We start from the raw sequence: 15643 nt of genomic DNA on the forward strand, positions 1-15643 counted from the left end.
CGAAGAATGTAGGACGATTTCTGATAACGCCGTATTTTGATAGGGGAGTCGCGAAAGTACCATCCATCGCCAGGCCATTTCCTCTGTGCAAGGCTAGGACGGATAGCACGGCTTGGCAGGCGATCGTGATTTCTGCGGTCACATTGAGAGGGAGAGGCAAAATGATACCCCTTCGGGAATCCCGAAGGGGATGGGTGTGGGAGTTGAAAAGATGTCCGGTAAGAAAGGCATACGCAACGTTGCCGGTATGATCAATCGGCCGAAAGGCGGGCGAAGATCGCTTACGGCACGAGAGTACTTTCAGCAACGAGTCAGCGGTAGTCTTGTCGAGGATGTGGGTGCATGGCTCGCCTATCTGGCTGAAAGAGGCTATTCGCGAACTTCAGTGGATACCTATGGGTGGGGCTTGAAAATGTTCCTGCTGTGGACAACTGAACAAACTCTCTACGAGGCACAGGCGATCACACGACGTGAACTGGAGCATTACCAAAGCTGGCTGTATCTGTATCGTCAGAGAAATGGCAGTCCCTTGAGTATCCGCTCACAGTTAACACGCTTGACGGCGGTTCAGCGGTTTTTCTCGTGGATGAATGAAACAGGCCGTCTGGCTGTGGATCCGTCTGTCTATTTAAGGCTTCCGCGAAAGCCCTGCCGAGGGTTGCCGAAAGTTCTGAGCCGACTAGAAATCGCCAATCTCATGGCACAAGCCAATTATCTGGACCCGCTTGGTTTAAGGGACCGGACCATTCTTGAATTGTTTTACGCGACGGGTATCCGGCGCAGCGAATTGGTTTTTCTGGACTTGTTTGATATCGATTTGTCCGAGGCCACCGTCTTTGTCCGACAGGGAAAAGGGGGGCGTGATCGACTCTTACCCCTGGGCAATGAAACCGTACGGTGGCTGAATGCCTATTTGAAGAAATCACGCCCCAGACTCTGTCGGGAAGCCTCGGAAAGAGCACTGTTCATCACCGGCTACGGAACCCGGTTCAATCCCGGATCTTTAGGGAATTGGGTGGGCCGAACCATGCGTGCGGCTGGTATCACGAAGCGTGGGGCCTGCCACTTGTTGAGGCATAGCTGTGCGACACATATGATGGAGAATGGGGCCGACCTACGCTGCATCCAGCAGCTCCTCGGTCATGCACGTCTGGACACCACCCAAATCTACACCGAAGTCGGTATCGTGCGACTCCGGGAAGTCTACAATCGCACGCATCCGAGCACTCGAAAGCTTTGAATAACTTTGTAAGAATGGTATCGTCGTCCATGCTCGCGTATTTCGAATGGTCTCACTGAACCAGAAATGCCACCCCGATGAGTTCGGGGCTGCTGAGTGATTCCATCCGGGAATTTGGAGACGAAATCTAGGTTTAAAGTGACCATTTCAGTGCCTACCAAGCTAACCTTGCTCTGATACTGAGCAAGGGCATCCAGCGAATGAAACTTGCAAAGTGGCTCAGATAGCAATCAGCTGAATAATTCGCTGTGCGAACCGGGAATGGCACTACTTTAAGCTTCTTATCGTAGTGGCGACTTCAGTCGCCATCGAGCCAAGGAGGCTTAGGATGCTGAATATGGCAGCTAAAGCAGCCACTACGAGCGACGCTTTGTTGCAATAGGAACCCTTCAATTTGTCCTTAAAGTAGTGCCATTCGTGCGAACCGGTGCGCACCAGAACCAACTCAGTTTCTGTTACCGCGTAGATTAACAGCCAATCCGGGGTAATATGGTAGGCCTTTGCTCGTCCGGACCATGTGAGTGGTCTTGTTTCCTCCCGTGAAAAGTAGCCGCGCTGCTATTTCCAAATAGTTGACAATTTGTAAATAAGGGCGCTCATTTTTTTCAATATGACACTAAGACGCCATCCGGTTCTACGGGGTTGAAATCTGGATTCAGAGCGACCATTGGATTAATGCAAGGGTCGCTTTCTATACTGATATATGAAGCAAAATGATCGGCGAAACGCATGAACTTCCGGGTTCGAGGTCATTGTGTTGAAATCCCGACTTGCCAGTCGTCAACTCGACAACTTGCCCCACCGAGAAAAGAAATCGCTTGCACAAAAACCCTCACATTGTAAGGGTATTTAGATGTTAACGATAGTTGAGCATCCGACTTTCACAAAGAACGTGCTAAAACTATTTGATGATGAAGAATATCGAGAGTTGCAGCTTGAACTGGCCGCGGATCCGAAAGGCGGGGATGTCATCCCCGGCCTGGCAGGTTTGCGTAAAATGCGCTGGGCTGCGAAAGGCAAAGGTAAGCGCGGAGGTGCACGGATCATCTACCTGCATCTTCCCAAAGCCTCCATCATCTATCTTTTCTACCTTTTTACCAAAGGCGACATTACCGACCTGACTCCAGAGCAAAAGAAACAGGTAGCCAAACTGATAACTGAAATTAAGGAGGCATACGAAAATGAATGACACTGAAATCGAATTCAATGCAGACGACTTTATTGGTGCCGTTAAGGACGTGCGCGATCACGCGTCCGGGAAGCGCAAGATCACGATGCGCACTTCCAAACTGAGGTTGCCGAAAAAGCCAGCTCCGATGAGCCCTGCCCAGATTACTGCTCTTCGACGCGACCTGAAAATGAGTCAGCCGGTTTTTGCCAGAATGCTTAATGTTGGGGCCGGCACGGCGGCCAGTTGGGAGAGCGGACGTCGCCGTCCTTCAGGGCCTGCTTTGAAAATCCTCCGCATCGCCCAAAAGCACCCGGAAGCATTGATGGAAATGCAAGACAGCTGAGCTCTTGCGGAGTAGGCCTTGCATGTGCGCATAAGCGGCCTAAGCTGTTGGTTTTCATGGTTGCCCCGAATCCACAATTTTCTGCCCAGAAGCCATCGCCGGATGGCCCCATCCTACTAGCAGAATACGGCTTCAGGTATTATGATCCAACTACAGGACGGTGGCCATCGAGAGATCCCGTGGAAGAAGAAGGAGGAATTAGCCTATACTGCTATGTCTTTAATGCTCCAGTGAATATATTTGATGTACTTGGAGAAGCGCCACAGCGTGACGGTGATCGGAGAAGTACGAAGCGAATACCTGTTTTGGGTCGTTCTAAATTGAACACTTCTAGTTTCTGCGGCCCTGGAAGCGGCATACTTGAATTTGTTATTCCTGATCGACCATTTGGGTTTAATTTTACTCCATGTTGCGAGGCGCACGATATTTGCTATGGTACATGTAATCAAAATGGCCAAACATCCAAATCGGCATGCGATATTGCATTTGGAAATTGCATGCGGAATGTGGTTCAAGCAAACAGTAGTGCTATACGTCCAAGTGCATTGGGAAATGCCTTAGCATGGATTTATGAGAAAGCAGTATCATGGGGAGGGTGCGGTGCATTTAAGAACGCACAAAGCAACTGTTCTTGCCCGAGTAAATGTAATTAGAATCCTATGAGTAAATCATTTACAGTTTTAGCACGCCTCCTGCTCTTGTTGTTTTTGAATTTTCTGTGTTCGTGTCGGTCTTACACTCCAGATCAGTGTCGCGTCAATCAGGGGGCAATAGAAGAAAAGGTGAGGCAAACATCTAATAGAGATGATTGTTTGAATTGGTTTTATTTCCCTGACGAGTACATAGACCTGACATCAAAAAGAGAAAAATCACTGAAATCATATCCCGAAAGTATTTCATCTCAATACAGGTACATTGATGAGGTTCCAATTTTTGGGAAAGATTTATTGGTCGGACTTCTTGGCACGAAAAATGGGATTGCAGTGCAAGTTAAAACGGAGAGTAGACCTAAGGCTATTTTTACGATCCCCAATTATGGTCACTTTTTGCATGCAAAAAAGTGGAGCAGTACTAACGGAGATTATTTGATTATCTATGTTGACTTGAAGGCGACAAAAAATCTTTCGATGCTTTATGTCTTAGATTCAAAATTAAATGTAGTGTTGAAGGAATGCTATCCGCGTGGCATTGCGTTGGGTTCGGGCTGTGAGGAATTTTTCGCAGTTAAATATCGTCCTGATTGTATTCGGTATTATGGCCTCTCTCTCAATGGAAAACTGATGAAGAGACCTATAAACTGACGTGTCGTTCAAGGGTTTTCGAGATTGGAAGTCGGAGTGATTTTTCAGCCCATGGGTGTGCCGTCTCGCGATTAATGAGCTCATGAGTTCAAAAAAACAGGGTGACAGTTTTTGGGTTTCCGAATGGTGATGAGATGGATTACGGTGCTATACGTGACGCTTACCGAGATTTAACACGTAGGCGACTTGCTTTAGCCGGTCGCCCGCACGTGCAACGGATTCCGCAAGTTCGCTCGGTCGTGCGGCTAAAGCAACACGACTACGGAAATCCACCTTAAGTTAGTGCCATTCTGGACCGACCCCTTCTTTGGCCACTCAAAGTCTCCCTCGGTCAAGAATAACAATTCCAGATCCATAGTGTCGCATAATGACGTATTCTTTAAATCCTGTCTCACCGAGAAGTGCGATGACATTTTTAATTACTCGTCTTTCGTCATTCGTCGTCGGATTTTCGCTCGTAAAGAGTATTGGGATTTCGACTACGCATAGCTCCTTTGCTCGATCACCTAAATGATTCATCAGGAAAGGCTTAATCTGTTTTTCAGTGAAAACCATATTCTCATATACAGCTAGGTATTCACCCTTTTTTATTTTTCCTTTTGGAGCTTCAATATCAATACTTCCAGAAGGCTTTTCCTTTCGCACTCCGATTTCATAGCCACCATCAAACCTAGCCAACAAGCGAAAAGATGCATCATCTCGAATTTTCTGAATTTCGATGGTATCCTCAATGGACTGGAAACCGATCAACTCTGTAACAACCATTACAGAAGCACTGAGCAGAACTAATTGAATCAACTTCATTTCACTTACTCTTTAGGACGACAGCAACAATAGCTTTGGTAATCATCCCCCAAATAATCATTTAGCTGCTCCTGGCTAAGCGCAGAAAGGCCCTCCTGTTCACCATTCGGCCCAGCCGATGGACGAGATCCAAGGATTTGCGCGTAATTAGCAGAACAACCGCTAGATGCATACGCCGCATGATAATCGAGCCCATAATCAGGCCCGAAATTGACGCCTGGGTCTGCAATAGGGTCATTAACATCTTGCCCACGAGTTGGCAGTCCCTGATTCCGTGCCCCTACGAATAACTGCTCTTCATCGCATTCACACTCACAATCGCCAGAACTTTCAGAACAACGCCACCCGTTTGCCTCTAAGTCATCTAGTATCGATCTATCATTTTGATTACGCTGAGGAGCAGTCGGATGGTAATATGCTTGGCTAGTATCCCCACCTGATGACGCATACCCAAGACAGTTAGTCGTCCCTGTATTTCCAGTTAAACCCGTTTCGTAAAATTCAGGAGGCATAACATTTGGAGTGCGCGATGAGGGGTTGCTTGCCATAAAACCGAAGAGATCCACAAAATTAATCGAAGAATTGAGTACGAACCCATAAAGGTTCCTCCCGCCATACTCCCCGATCGGATCCCTTGAGAGCCACCTACCAGTGACGGGATCATAATATCTGAAGCCGTATTCTGACACTAAGACGCCATCCGGTTCTAGGGGGTTGAAATCTGGATTCAGAGCGACCATTGAATTGTGCCCGGAAGCCTATCTCCAGAAGGCGGTCACAGGAAGCAAAATAAGTCCGGCCTGCTTGCTTTTACGACATCCCAGAATGCAGGTTTTAAATGCCCCAAGGCCAGCCAGCTTGAGATTCGATTCCAACGCACAGCACCCTTAATCTTTCAGGCGGTCTTCCTTGGCGCGGGAGCGCCGCGGAGGAGTCCTTCAGTGGACAGGTGCTCATCGATATCCGGCCAATGGATGCCATAGCCTCCACCGCACAGCTCCCAATGGGATCGTTCCGCCTCTGACGCCTCAAACAACCGCGGATACCAAGCCAAAGGCACGCGAATGCTGCGGCCGTCCATCAGATCCACTTCCAGTGCATCCGGGTCGACTTTTACGTCCTTGACGCGTTCATCCGCCTGTGCTGCCAAAATACCCATCCCAAGAATTGATCAATTGCTGTTGATGCTCAGAGACTAGCGAAAGAACTTCCCGCAGTTCGTGAGCACTAAAACCAAAGTTACCAGCTAATGATACCGGTTCAAGCCAGATTTTTGCCGATTGAGCATCCCGATCAACGTGCACATGGGGCGGTTCATTCGGCTCATGGCTGTAAAAGTAAAACTTGTAGGGGCCTATCCGTAAGACTGTCGGCATGCGTCTGATTCATGCGACAATTGCCTGGCCGGTCAAGCAATGAGACACCCCTGCTGTTGAAGGACTGGAAAGAGTGATATGCAACAGATTATCCTTTCTCTGATCACCTACCATGTATAGCGTATGGAGACTGCCAATATGGTTGCCCCGAATCCACAATTTTCTGCCCGGAAGCCGGCACCATCCGGACTCATCCTACTGCCTGAATACGGCTTTAGGTATTATGATTCGGGGACGGGAAGGTGGATGAGCAGGGATCCGATTGGGGAACGGGGTGGTCTGAACCTGTATGGAATGCTTGGAAACGCAGCTCTTAGAAAATGGGATTACTTAGGCTTAGATTTCGGAGTTTACGTCGTTAGAACTAAGGAGGGAGTAGGGCATGAGTATCTTGTGGGAGAAGGTTTTCCTGTGGGAGGAAGGGATTATACGGCGGTTAATTCGGATTTCGAAATGTTTTGGGATGATGGAGAATGGTCGGACCATCGTGAGTTTACTGATCCAGATAAAATGAGAGATGATATCAGAATCTGGAATACTGCGCGTAATAATAAAACTGGACGAGTAATTCATGAATTTAAAGCGGGAAATGCAAAAGGGAAATGTTGTTCTTCATCAAGTTATACGAGTGATAATGTTTGGAGTTGTTTGCTTGAGGTTACAACTCCAGGAATTAGCGGAACATTTGCTGGCTCGGGGTGTTTTGGCGACAACTGCCGAACTGCTTCAAGTAAAGCATTGACGAAATGCTGCTTGAAAAAAGGAGATGAAATATAATGTTGATTTCCATGTATAGTTTTATTTTTGGCATTCCGATTTTAATTCTTATTTTATTATGGATTTGGATAAGAGCTGAAGTAAAAACATATGGGTCTGGCAACAGGCTTTTTTTAGGTTTTTTTGTTTTTTGTATGATCGTTATATATTTTTTAGGATATATTAACTTTGAAGCTAGAGGTAGGCGCGCGATGCAAAAACTAGAACTGATCCAAATTGTTCGGATACTGAATGAATTAGACTTAATGCAAGTGCGGATTGCTCTTGATAATATTAAATCAGGTGTTGATTCGGGTGAGATCAAGACAATGGGGGATGTTCGAAAACAGCTGCTGAATGAAATTCAACCAACGGAGACTGGCCAACCAACGCACGATGAATGAGATCTACCAAAGTTTCTGAAGATTGAACGGAAATTTAAAAGCAAATTTAAAAGATTTTCAAAAGGGACAGGGAATCCAAAAGAGACAGTCTAATAATACTACCTTAGGCCTAAGTGGAAGTCTGCAAGGTGCCGGTGGTGTTGGCGGATTACTCATGACCACATTGGCTCAGCACTCGAAATTTTACCCGGCATATGTTGGGAATGGCAACGTCATGGGTAAGCGTCCGGTAGAGCTGCTGTTGAAGGGCCGGCTCAGTATTCATCGATCAACTGAGCAACGACCTGCCCGTTGTCGAGTTGAGTCGAGTAGCGCTCAATGATTAGAATGTTCGTTTTCTACGTTTGACCCGTTCTGCCCGCTCGAAGAGCTTGTGCTTGAGCGAAGCGATGATCTGACGCAAGCGGTCGATCTCACCCCGGTTGCTGTTTTGCTGCTCCCGAAGCTCGGCATTGGCCTTGAGCAACTCTTCGCGCTCGGCCAGAAGTGCTTCGACTGTAGGCATGCTGGTCACGCCGTTTAAACTGCGTATCCAACTGTCTAATACAACTACAAAACGGACTCCGGTCGGCGTTTAATGCGATTGCCCGTGCAAATCGCCTACGCATCACTCACATCGATCGCCGTCGAGCCCGCGGCACGCTCGATCCAGTAAAAGTGACCGCGCTTCAAGCGGCGGGCAGCCATCCAGCAGCCCGTTCCGTCTGTGCGAACGCACTTGATCAACCGACGCGTCCGGTTGCTGAACATATACCACGTTCCAGCTTCTGGAGAATCCAGAAGACTCAACAGCCCGGAGGCTCCTTTGCGCAAGTCCACCACGCCGTGGCACAAGATCACTTTATCACCCTCGAATAACATCCGAACACTCTAACACCCAATCCCGGCCTTGGCTACGTGCGGGTCTACCGGACGCTTACTGTACAGTTGGCTAGTAGATACGGAAAGCAGCTAAGGTTTATTTGCGCTTTTACGAAATGACCCCTTCGCGGAAGCGGCATTGATCGGATAGGCGGCTAAAGGTTGGACATTTATTTTAAACGTTTGACCCGTTTTCTGCCTCTAGTTGGCATCGCGCTCGCCAACTGGTTGGCCTTCTGTATCTAACTTAATGGCCGCCTCACGAAGAAAGGAGCCAAATTCATCACTGTGAATATCACCACCGCTACCTGGGTAGTATACATTTACCCCATCACCCGCAGAACCACCTATACCTAAACTAAATGTTAACTTAGCTCCATCAACCAAATGTATATACAGATCATAACGCTCACGAAACTGAGGATGATTTATCCATTCTGGCTTGGAAGAACGAAGGAAAGACAAGATCAATTCTATATCACTTTTGTCGCTAAACTCAAATTTTGGTTCTTTCGCATTTACCCCATTACGCCAGATTTCAACCTTCGAGACAAGACTCGGAGTTCCATTCACAATAAATTCGCCTCGAGTACGCCCTAGGCAACTGGCAATTCTAGGCAGAAGTAAAATAGCCAAAACGCTGCCAACCACTCCAACAATACCAGCAAGGTTTCTATATTTAGTCATGTAAGGTATTCAAACTAAATTTTTTCACCTAAAAATATTTTATCGCATCCCATAAACTAACGCCTGCTTGTTTCCTCAAAGCTGCACACAAACAGCGTCCCGCCCCCAAGTCATAAGAAAGATTATCCAAATCAAGTACAATATTACCATTATTATATAGCCAATCAACCTTCGCGATCCCCATTCCGGGTCCAAGAGTAATAGTGCCTCCGACCCAAAAACTCTCGTACCCATCTACGTCACCAACATATCCCGAGATTCCTACTGCATCAAGTGCCCCTTGAGCAGTATGAAAAACACCGTTGAAAGATTTCGCATCCGCAATTCCCGGACCAACATATGTGGCAGCCTCAACACCAATACCTGCTCCAAAATAACCACCGTGTTCGTATGCCAGAAATTCTTCATAACTTGAACTATCATTAAAGTCGCTTGACATTAGGTTTCTCCAACCAGTTTCAGTTAACAAGCCAGCTGTGACCAAATAAGCGGACACTTCGCAAGTCGCAGGAAAAAAGATAACCGAAGCCCCGGCACCAATAACAAGTCCATACTCTGTAAACTTAGATATAACACTTGCATTTAAAGCAATCCCCATAGCTTCCTTAAAATGCGGCATATCCTTTTTTCCGAGCAAATCCCACTGGTTCACCGGATCATTCCCAACCATTCCATAGAGGTTGAGACCGCCTTGTTCCCCAATGAGGTCCCTGGATGGCCAACGACCCGTTACCGGATCATAATATCTGAAGCCGTATTCAGACATCAGGATATGATGGGTATTGTGGGGGTTGAAACTTGGATTGAGGGCGACCATTTTCAAAGAATCGTAGTCTAGGCAATAACGGAGCGAAGAGGAAGGGAAATTGCACGCAGGAATCAATACCTGAAGCAATAAACGCTGAACGCCTGCTCACCTTCTTTTGTCAGCACCCCTTGATCTATGAGCCGCTTTGAGAGCTCGGCTGGCGGTGGCGGGTGATACCGACTTGTGGAGTTTCGGAACCGACCCCGGCGGGCATCGTTCCGAATTCACCGATCTGGTCCGCAAGGCCGAAGAGTTGAGCGCCGCTGTCGGGAGTACTGCAACACCTTTTGAAGGGGGCCATTCCGAAGCCGAATAAGCGGCAGGGCGCCCGCGAGCGGGCACGCCACGGTTTTTTGAATCTACCGGCAGCAAGGTCGCGGCGGCTACTCGTCTTTGACAGTGAAGAGGGTGCCGCCGAGGCTGCGGGGCTTGAGCTCTTCGTTTTGAAGGTTATTGCCCTCGTCGACGATCTGGCCATCCACGAAAAAGGCGGGCTTCTTGAGCCAGTGCTTTTGAAGCTCTTTAAACAGGTCGAGCAGTTCGTCGCGCCGGCGGACCCGGTATTCGATGGTGTGGGCGTGTGTGGCGAGGGGGTACTCCTTGACCACGGTGGATGCGGTGACCGTGTCGGCGACGTTGGCCGCCCGGTCTGCGGCTTGCAGGACGGGGGAGGGGAGGTTGCGCTGGTAGGCGGGGGCGCCGATTGCGGCCGAAGTCGCGTCGGCGGCGACATCCCTGAGTTCGGCGGGTTTCAGAGTCCGGCTGTAGTAGATGCGGAGTAAGGCATCGCCCTCCGTAACGAGATTGATCTCCGTGACTTTATAGGCAGCGGTGACATACTCTTGCAGCGAGACGGAAGCGACGGCGTTTTCACGTCCGTAAAAAGCGCGTCCTTCACCGGGGAACTGGATCCCGAAAATTTGTTTATTGTCGATCGCATTCGACCTGACCTGGACCGCATGCAGGGGAACGAGGGCCAAGCTTGCCATGGCGAGGAAGCTGGAGCGTAAAGTAAACATATGTATCAAAATGCTGGCCTTGATGGGCAGGGCAAAGCTAATTTATCAACCCGATGTTATCCTGCGAGAAACTATCAGTAGAGATCGGCGGAGCCCGTATTTTGGATGAGGTCAGCGCCTGTTTCAAGCCGGGGGCATTGAATGCGGTGATCGGCCCTTCGGGCTGCGGCAAGACGACCCTGGTCAAGGCCTTGCTTGGATTGCTGCCGCACAGCGGTCAGGTGCGCATGGCGGGAGAGGCAGTGGAAGCGAGCGAGGACTTGCGGGGCAAGCTGGCATTTGCGCCGCAGTTCAGTATCGCGCAGCCCCAGTTGGAGGTGGGGGAGGCGATACGCTACGCCTTGGATCTCTGTGTGGCGGATGAATCGGTCAAAGAGGACCGGCTTGAAAGCATCTTGCGCCGGATCGGTCTGGAGGCGCAGCGTGGGACCCGGGTCTCGAGTTTGAGTGGTGGCCAGTTGCGTCGTCTGGGACTCGGGCTTGAGCTGGTCGGGGACCCGCCCTGCATGATTTGCGACGAAGTGACGAGCGGGCTCGACCCCCGGTCCGAGGACCAGATCCTCGAGATGTTGCAGCGCTTGCGGGATGAGCAGGAGAAGACCTTCCTTTGCATCATCCACAATTTGGCCAAGTTGGAGTATTTCGACTGGATCACCGTGGTCTACCAGGGGGCGGTGGTCTTTCAGGGAGAACTCGACGCATTAAAGAACTATTTCGGGATTCCCGACGCCCTGCATTTGTACGACCGTCTGAATGAGCATGATCTGGCCGATTGGCGTGCCCGCTGGCAGGAAGCCACGGTCGTGAAAGCGCCGGAGCCGGTAGTGGCTGAATTGGTGGCGCCGGCCTTGCCTTCCGCTTCCAGTCAAATCCTGACCTTACTGCGCCGCCGCATGCTCCTGTTCGTCCGTGATCGGGGGTACTGGATGCTGACTCTTGGGATCACGCTGGGCTTTCCGTTGCTGGTCACGATTTTCGCCTTCGACGGCCTGCCCGAGTTGAGAGGCTTGGCGATGGACAGCTCGGTTGGTTTCGTGGAACGGGCTGCGGCGGATTTACGCTACCGGATCGACTCGGTTGAGGTCGCCTCGCTGGTCACCGGGCTCATCCTCTTCCAGGTCATCCTGCTGACCTTGATGGGCAGTAACAACGGCGCGCGTGAAATAGCGGGCGAGCGGGTGCTCTACGAGAAGGAGCGCTTTGCCGGGCTGCGTCCGACGGCTTATGCCCTGAGCAAGCTGATATTTACTTCGGCTGTGGCGATGGGGCAGGGGCTTTGGATGACGCTGTTCGTGAAGTATGTCTGCGACTTTCCCGGTGCCCTGTTTCCCCAGGCGGCCGTGTTGATTCTGACCTGTGTCTCCATGACGGCGGTCTGTCTGGGCTTTTCCGCGATCCTGGGTTCGGCCGACAAGGCCTCTCTGCTGTCTGTCTACCTCGTGGGCTTTCAACTGCCATTGTCAGGAATCGTTCTCGCGCTGCCTGACGTACTGGTCTGGTTGTGCCGTCCCTTCATAAATGCCTATTGGGGCTGGGCCGGCTACTTCGGTTCGATGATTAATACACGGTTCTACGATGCCTACCGGCTGGAATCGGCGGAATTTATCCCTTCGCCGGTGGTGGCCTGTATTGTCTTATTGCTACATTTTCTACTGGGCGCGGTGCTGGTCTTTTGGGGTTGCCAGCGCAAACGCTGGAACTAAGTCTGGAAACGCTACGTTTACATCGTCTTATTCTCCCTATGCCTCGAAAATCGAATCCGGAAGCAGCCAAAGTTATTCCGATCCTGCTGGGCGTTGTTTGCCTGCTCTTGCTGGCGGTGATCGCTCTTTTGCTCAAGGGCGGGGGTGGCTTTTCCAAGCTGGAAGCCTTGCCGTTGGATGCCTTTGTGGAACACCCCGGAGACTATCTCGGCAACGAGTACCAACTCCGTGCCCAGATTGACGGGCAGTTGGAATGGGAGAAAGGGACCGGTCGGCTGATGGCTGTCTTGCCGGAGGGGCGTACTGCCCGAGTGCCGGTTTTCGTGCCTGCCGAGCATGCCGAGAACCTGCATATCGGGCAACGTTACACCATGCATGTCTTTATCGAGGAAGGAGGGCTGATCTATGTGGAAGATTTGCGTAAGTACTAGTTGTTGTCTGATCCTGGCTCAGGCCCTCGTCGGGCAGGGGCTTGCCCCGTCGATGGGGGCGCCCGCACAGCAACCGGCACAAATGGGTGCCTCCGCTCCGACGGGCGGCTTCTTCGAGAGCAACACTTTTCTGGAGATGGCCAACCGCGTCTTCAACCCAGACAGTGACTCGATGGATTTTCAGGAGGGGAGCTATGTCTGGAAAGGGCGCAGTTTCAACCTGACCGACCAGCGGGCCTTCCGGTCCCGGTTCGAGCGTTATTTGTTGGATTCACCCTCATCCGAGGCCGAGCAATACGAGCAATTGATGTCGGACATCCTGAGCCAGCTTTCGGTGATCAACCATATCGACGACAGTACGGTCCTGAGCACTTGGGAGCTACTTTTCCGGGCGGCGGAATTCGACCTTGATGGTGGCAACAGCATCATTGTGGCGAACCAGGTTTTCAACGCATGGCGTGTCCGTCAGGAATCCAGGGGAACGGCCTTGAGCCAGCGTGAGCTGGAGGAGTTGCGCAGCTACCAGCAGGAAATCGTGGCCAACCGCTCGCTGGCCATCCAACGCTTAAAAGAGCGCCGCCTGCGCGAGTCTTCGATTTCGCGCCGTCAAAGCAATAATGGCTCCTCGGCGACGGAGGAGGACAGCTTGCCCACGGAGGCCGCCTTCCGGGCCTTGGACCTGGCGGAGACAGAGATGCGGATTGCCGCCTTGGAAGCCCAAAGTGCGGTGAGCGGCATGCAGGCCAAGCTACAGTTCCAGAGCCAAGTGGTGACTTTCCTGATGCAGCGCCGGTTCCAGCATGCCTTGATCCTTTCCGGATTTTACCAGCAGATCTTCAAGGGCTCGCAGCAGCAACTCGAAGTCGGGAAGGAAGAGTTGACGTCCTTCTTCCCCAACTCGGATCTCAGCTTTACGGTGGATACACTGTCCTTTGTCTCCCGCGAAGCGGTGAACGATGTGAACGCCGGAGTGGATGCGGTCAATGCGGCATACGGCGAAGGGCGTAAGATGATCGCGCTGGAACGTCTGCAGGAGACCTTCTTCCTCGGGGAATACCTGCCCAGCCTGAACCGTATCCCTGTCGGGCAGCGCCGGGACATGTTGGATCTCTACCGCTACATGCTGGAAGCCAAAGAGCTGGCTCAAGCCAAGGACTATGACGGGGTGACCGAGATGTCGGACAAGATTAGCCGGATTGCGCCTGATTTTCCCAAGGCACGGGTCGAGTCGTCGGTCAACACGGCGAAGAGCATGAGTGACATGGCGGTCTTTGCGGCTGCGCAGTACCGTAACCTCGGTCAGATCGACAAGGCGCGGGAGGAATTACAGCAGGCGATCGAGATCTGGCCCTCGAATCCGTCGATCCGCGAGTTTCAACAGGAGACCACGAAACTGGCGACGGCCAGCAGCAAGGGCGTGCAGGTCTTCGACGACTTGTATGAGCGGATGGACCGCCGCGGCATCTACGACCGGCGTATGGAGCTTGGCTTCGCGCTCTCGGACGATACGGAGCGCCGTCCCTTGCTTCTGGATGTGGTGGATCAGGTCGCGCAGATTGAGTCGCTGATCAAGCAGAGCGAAGAGTTGGAGAAACAGGGCGATCCCTATGCGGCATGGGAATTTCTGGCGGAAGCGGCCAAGATCGACCCGGATGACGCGCCCATGAACCGGGCCCGGGCGGATCTGGCGCCGCGTGTCGCCGAATTTGTGAGTTTGCTGAACCGGGCCGAGCGTCAGGATGCGGAAGGGCATCCGGCTGCGGCGCTGGCTTCCTACCTGGCGGCCCAGGATGTGTATCCGGCCAGCCGGCTCTGTCGACAGGGTGTTGCACGCATGTCGAAGGCGATCATGTCCCGCATGCGGAGTGAATCTGCGGTCCCGGCGGAGCGCGACTAATCTTCCTCGACGGCCGCTTCCATCAGCAGGCGACGAACCCGTGCGGTCGTGGATTCTTCGGGTTCAGTTTTCGGTTTTTGATTCGGATCCTTGTGTCGCTTGACCGGCTTGTCCGTCTGCGTGTTCGTCGTATTGGTTTGAATGGTAATGACCGGCGGGCGGTAATAGTAACGGCGGTGGACGACGGGGTCGGTGTAGTAGCGGAGCCCATAGTAGCTTTGTGATTGTGCTTCCGTTTCCTTGCGGAGTTTTTCGGTTTCCAGCCGGGCGGTAGCCGCTTCCTGTTCGGCTTTGGCGACACGGGCTTCCAGCTCCGCGATGCGCTGCTGGTTTTTCAGCTCATCCAGTTCGATCAGGTAGCCTTGTAGGGCGAGGGACAATTGCTCGCTCACATCCACCTCCGGATAGCGGACTTGAAAGCTGCGCCAGAAATTGACCCGGTCCTTGGCCGGCAGGGCGGCAAAAGATTGATTGGTCATGCGTTCCTTTTTGATGGCTTCGCCTTCAGCGATTCGGGCGACACGGGCATTTTCCTGCTGGACCAACCACTCCTCGCGTTCGCGTTTGAGCCTTTCCTGGTCGGCGGCGAACTCCTCGTCGGTCATAAGGGAGAACTCGGCGACCTTGTCTTCGCGCAGCGTGACTTCGCCCTGAGGATAGAGCAGGAGCGTCTTGTCGCGTAGTTCGATGATGCCGGCGGGCTTGCCGAGGATCTTCAGCGTGTCCTCAAGGGGGGTGCCGATCTCGATTGCAGGTTCGGCCCAGATCGGGGCAGGGGCGGTGAGGCAAAGGGCCAGAAGTAGGGGCCAGGGGTTCATGCGGATAATCTACCGGCCGGAATG

At 51.7% G+C, this 15643-nt stretch carries 22 protein-coding genes; 11 read left to right on the top strand and 11 right to left on the bottom strand.

Annotated elements, in window-relative coordinates:
- Window positions 1-211 precede the first annotated feature (211 nt).
- Window positions 212-1240, top strand: a complete 1029-nt coding sequence (locus O2597_RS14365; protein WP_269525944.1) for a tyrosine-type recombinase/integrase — start codon at window positions 212-214, stop codon at window positions 1238-1240.
- Window positions 1241-1507: 267 nt separating this feature from the next.
- Here O2597_RS14365 and O2597_RS18655 read toward each other — a convergent pair whose 3' ends face one another.
- Entirely contained in the window at window positions 1508-1729 is a 222-nt protein-coding gene (locus O2597_RS18655) for a type II toxin-antitoxin system RelE/ParE family toxin (protein ID WP_345783022.1), read from the bottom strand.
- A gap of 364 nt (window positions 1730-2093) precedes the next feature.
- Between O2597_RS18655 and O2597_RS14370 the strand changes: the two genes are divergently transcribed.
- From O2597_RS14370 to O2597_RS14380, 4 genes are read left to right on the top strand one after another with little or no spacing between them, the layout of a single operon-like run.
- Entirely contained in the window at window positions 2094-2429 is a 336-nt protein-coding gene (locus O2597_RS14370) for a type II toxin-antitoxin system RelE/ParE family toxin (protein WP_269525945.1), read from the top strand.
- Window positions 2422-2754, top strand: a complete 333-nt coding sequence (locus O2597_RS14375; RefSeq protein ID WP_269525946.1) for a helix-turn-helix domain-containing protein — start codon at window positions 2422-2424, stop codon at window positions 2752-2754. Before O2597_RS14370 ends, O2597_RS14375 begins: the two co-directional genes overlap by 8 nt.
- A 56-nt stretch (window positions 2755-2810) precedes the next feature.
- Window positions 2811-3407, top strand: a complete 597-nt coding sequence (locus tag O2597_RS18660; protein ID WP_345783019.1) for an RHS repeat-associated core domain-containing protein — start codon at window positions 2811-2813, stop codon at window positions 3405-3407.
- A gap of 6 nt (window positions 3408-3413) precedes the next feature.
- Window positions 3414-4055 carry a hypothetical protein gene (locus tag O2597_RS14380; protein ID WP_269525947.1) on the top strand — a complete coding sequence of 214 codons (642 nt, stop codon included), beginning with the start codon at window positions 3414-3416 and terminating at the stop codon, window positions 4053-4055.
- Between the two features lie 315 nt (window positions 4056-4370).
- Here O2597_RS14380 and O2597_RS14385 read toward each other — a convergent pair whose 3' ends face one another.
- The 4 genes from O2597_RS14385 to O2597_RS14395 form a co-directional block, all read right to left on the bottom strand.
- A complete protein-coding gene (locus O2597_RS14385; RefSeq protein WP_269525948.1) occupies window positions 4371-4859 on the bottom strand; it encodes a hypothetical protein in 489 nt (162 codons plus the stop codon).
- A gap of 5 nt (window positions 4860-4864) precedes the next feature.
- Window positions 4865-5599, bottom strand: a complete 735-nt coding sequence (locus O2597_RS18665) for an RHS repeat-associated core domain-containing protein (RefSeq protein WP_345783020.1) — start codon at window positions 5597-5599, stop codon at window positions 4865-4867.
- A 155-nt stretch (window positions 5600-5754) separates the two neighbouring features.
- The gene (locus O2597_RS14390) at window positions 5755-6018 is read right to left on the bottom strand and encodes a DUF2442 domain-containing protein (protein ID WP_269525949.1); all 264 of its coding nucleotides are present in this window, start codon (window positions 6016-6018) and stop codon (window positions 5755-5757) included.
- A complete protein-coding gene (locus O2597_RS14395; protein ID WP_269525950.1) occupies window positions 5990-6235 on the bottom strand; it encodes a DUF4160 domain-containing protein in 246 nt (81 codons plus the stop codon). Before O2597_RS14395 ends, O2597_RS14390 begins: the two co-directional genes overlap by 29 nt.
- A 123-nt stretch (window positions 6236-6358) precedes the next feature.
- Between O2597_RS14395 and O2597_RS14400 the strand changes: the two genes are divergently transcribed.
- Complete coding sequence (locus tag O2597_RS14400; RefSeq protein ID WP_269525951.1) at window positions 6359-7012, top strand: RHS repeat-associated core domain-containing protein; 654 nt, start codon at window positions 6359-6361, stop codon at window positions 7010-7012.
- Window positions 7012-7395: a hypothetical protein gene (locus O2597_RS14405; RefSeq protein WP_269525952.1), complete on the top strand. Its 384-nt coding sequence runs from the start codon at window positions 7012-7014 to the stop codon at window positions 7393-7395. The genes O2597_RS14400 and O2597_RS14405 overlap by 1 nt, the downstream gene beginning before the upstream one ends.
- Before the next feature lie 322 nt (window positions 7396-7717).
- Here the strand turns inward: O2597_RS14405 and O2597_RS14410 are convergent, their stop codons facing one another.
- The 4 genes from O2597_RS14410 to O2597_RS14425 form a co-directional block, all read right to left on the bottom strand.
- Entirely contained in the window at window positions 7718-7900 is a 183-nt protein-coding gene (locus tag O2597_RS14410) for a hypothetical protein (RefSeq protein WP_269525953.1), read from the bottom strand.
- A 95-nt stretch (window positions 7901-7995) separates the two neighbouring features.
- Window positions 7996-8235, bottom strand: coding sequence for an IS66 family insertion sequence element accessory protein TnpB (gene tnpB, locus O2597_RS14415; RefSeq protein ID WP_269525954.1), 240 nt, complete (start codon window positions 8233-8235; stop codon window positions 7996-7998).
- A 222-nt stretch (window positions 8236-8457) separates the two neighbouring features.
- Window positions 8458-8943: a hypothetical protein gene (locus tag O2597_RS14420; protein ID WP_269525955.1), complete on the bottom strand. Its 486-nt coding sequence runs from the start codon at window positions 8941-8943 to the stop codon at window positions 8458-8460.
- 28 nt (window positions 8944-8971) lie between these two features.
- Window positions 8972-9709 carry an RHS repeat-associated core domain-containing protein gene (locus O2597_RS14425; RefSeq protein ID WP_269525956.1) on the bottom strand — a complete coding sequence of 246 codons (738 nt, stop codon included), beginning with the start codon at window positions 9707-9709 and terminating at the stop codon, window positions 8972-8974.
- A 187-nt stretch (window positions 9710-9896) separates the two neighbouring features.
- Here O2597_RS14425 and O2597_RS14430 point away from each other — a divergent pair, with 187 nt between their 5' ends.
- Window positions 9897-10067 (top strand): hypothetical protein, encoded by a 171-nt coding sequence (locus O2597_RS14430; protein WP_269525957.1) that lies wholly within the window; start codon window positions 9897-9899, stop codon window positions 10065-10067.
- 67 nt (window positions 10068-10134) lie between these two features.
- On the opposite strand, the gene O2597_RS14435 is transcribed toward O2597_RS14430, so the two are convergent.
- Window positions 10135-10770 carry a hypothetical protein gene (locus O2597_RS14435; protein WP_269525958.1) on the bottom strand — a complete coding sequence of 212 codons (636 nt, stop codon included), beginning with the start codon at window positions 10768-10770 and terminating at the stop codon, window positions 10135-10137.
- A gap of 53 nt (window positions 10771-10823) precedes the next feature.
- Here O2597_RS14435 and O2597_RS14440 point away from each other — a divergent pair, with 53 nt between their 5' ends.
- The 3 genes from O2597_RS14440 to O2597_RS14450 are packed head-to-tail and all read left to right on the top strand — an operon-like array spanning window position 10824 to window position 14801.
- The gene (locus tag O2597_RS14440) at window positions 10824-12473 is read left to right on the top strand and encodes an ATP-binding cassette domain-containing protein (protein ID WP_269525959.1); all 1650 of its coding nucleotides are present in this window, start codon (window positions 10824-10826) and stop codon (window positions 12471-12473) included.
- 38 nt (window positions 12474-12511) lie between these two features.
- The gene (locus tag O2597_RS14445) at window positions 12512-12904 is read left to right on the top strand and encodes a hypothetical protein (protein WP_269525960.1); all 393 of its coding nucleotides are present in this window, start codon (window positions 12512-12514) and stop codon (window positions 12902-12904) included.
- The gene (locus tag O2597_RS14450; protein ID WP_269525961.1) at window positions 12879-14801 is read left to right on the top strand and encodes a tetratricopeptide repeat protein; all 1923 of its coding nucleotides are present in this window, start codon (window positions 12879-12881) and stop codon (window positions 14799-14801) included. The genes O2597_RS14445 and O2597_RS14450 overlap by 26 nt, the downstream gene beginning before the upstream one ends.
- Here the strand turns inward: O2597_RS14450 and O2597_RS14455 are convergent.
- Window positions 14798-15619, bottom strand: a complete 822-nt coding sequence (locus O2597_RS14455) for a hypothetical protein (RefSeq protein ID WP_269525962.1) — start codon at window positions 15617-15619, stop codon at window positions 14798-14800. The two genes, O2597_RS14450 and O2597_RS14455, sit on opposite strands and share 4 nt — an antisense overlap.
- Window positions 15620-15643: the final 24 nt, after the last annotated feature.

This window comes from Coraliomargarita parva (assembly GCF_027257905.1).
Classification (GTDB): Bacteria; Verrucomicrobiota; Verrucomicrobiia; order Opitutales; family Coraliomargaritaceae; genus Coraliomargarita_A; species Coraliomargarita_A parva.

Bases quoted from the DNA above. Each gene is read 5' to 3' on its own strand.
- O2597_RS14445 (WP_269525960.1), top strand. From the start codon at position 12,512: ATGCCTCGAAAATCGAATCCGGAAGCAGCCAAAGTTATTCCGATCCTG.
- O2597_RS18660 (WP_345783019.1), top strand. From the start codon at position 2,811: ATGGTTGCCCCGAATCCACAATTTTCTGCCCAGAAGCCATCGCCGGAT.
- O2597_RS14425 (WP_269525956.1), bottom strand. From the start codon at position 9,709: ATGTCTGAATACGGCTTCAGATATTATGATCCGGTAACGGGTCGTTGG.
- O2597_RS14405 (WP_269525952.1), top strand. From the start codon at position 7,012: ATGTTGATTTCCATGTATAGTTTTATTTTTGGCATTCCGATTTTAATT.
- O2597_RS14400 (WP_269525951.1), top strand. From the start codon at position 6,359: ATGGAGACTGCCAATATGGTTGCCCCGAATCCACAATTTTCTGCCCGG.
- O2597_RS14450 (WP_269525961.1), top strand. From the start codon at position 12,879: ATGTGGAAGATTTGCGTAAGTACTAGTTGTTGTCTGATCCTGGCTCAG.
- O2597_RS14390 (WP_269525949.1), bottom strand. From the start codon at position 6,018: ATGGGTATTTTGGCAGCACAGGCGGATGAACGCGTCAAGGACGTAAAA.
- O2597_RS14410 (WP_269525953.1), bottom strand. From the start codon at position 7,900: ATGCCTACAGTCGAAGCACTTCTGGCCGAGCGCGAAGAGTTGCTCAAG.
- O2597_RS14385 (WP_269525948.1), bottom strand. From the start codon at position 4,859: ATGAAGTTGATTCAATTAGTTCTGCTCAGTGCTTCTGTAATGGTTGTT.
- O2597_RS14435 (WP_269525958.1), bottom strand. From the start codon at position 10,770: ATGTTTACTTTACGCTCCAGCTTCCTCGCCATGGCAAGCTTGGCCCTC.
- O2597_RS18665 (WP_345783020.1), bottom strand. From the start codon at position 5,599: ATGGTCGCTCTGAATCCAGATTTCAACCCCCTAGAACCGGATGGCGTC.
- O2597_RS14395 (WP_269525950.1), bottom strand. From the start codon at position 6,235: ATGCCGACAGTCTTACGGATAGGCCCCTACAAGTTTTACTTTTACAGC.
- O2597_RS14455 (WP_269525962.1), bottom strand. From the start codon at position 15,619: ATGAACCCCTGGCCCCTACTTCTGGCCCTTTGCCTCACCGCCCCTGCC.
- O2597_RS14420 (WP_269525955.1), bottom strand. From the start codon at position 8,943: ATGACTAAATATAGAAACCTTGCTGGTATTGTTGGAGTGGTTGGCAGC.
- O2597_RS14440 (WP_269525959.1), top strand. From the start codon at position 10,824: ATGTTATCCTGCGAGAAACTATCAGTAGAGATCGGCGGAGCCCGTATT.
- O2597_RS14370 (WP_269525945.1), top strand. From the start codon at position 2,094: ATGTTAACGATAGTTGAGCATCCGACTTTCACAAAGAACGTGCTAAAA.
- O2597_RS14365 (WP_269525944.1), top strand. From the start codon at position 212: ATGTCCGGTAAGAAAGGCATACGCAACGTTGCCGGTATGATCAATCGG.
- O2597_RS14375 (WP_269525946.1), top strand. From the start codon at position 2,422: ATGAATGACACTGAAATCGAATTCAATGCAGACGACTTTATTGGTGCC.
- O2597_RS14380 (WP_269525947.1), top strand. From the start codon at position 3,414: ATGAGTAAATCATTTACAGTTTTAGCACGCCTCCTGCTCTTGTTGTTT.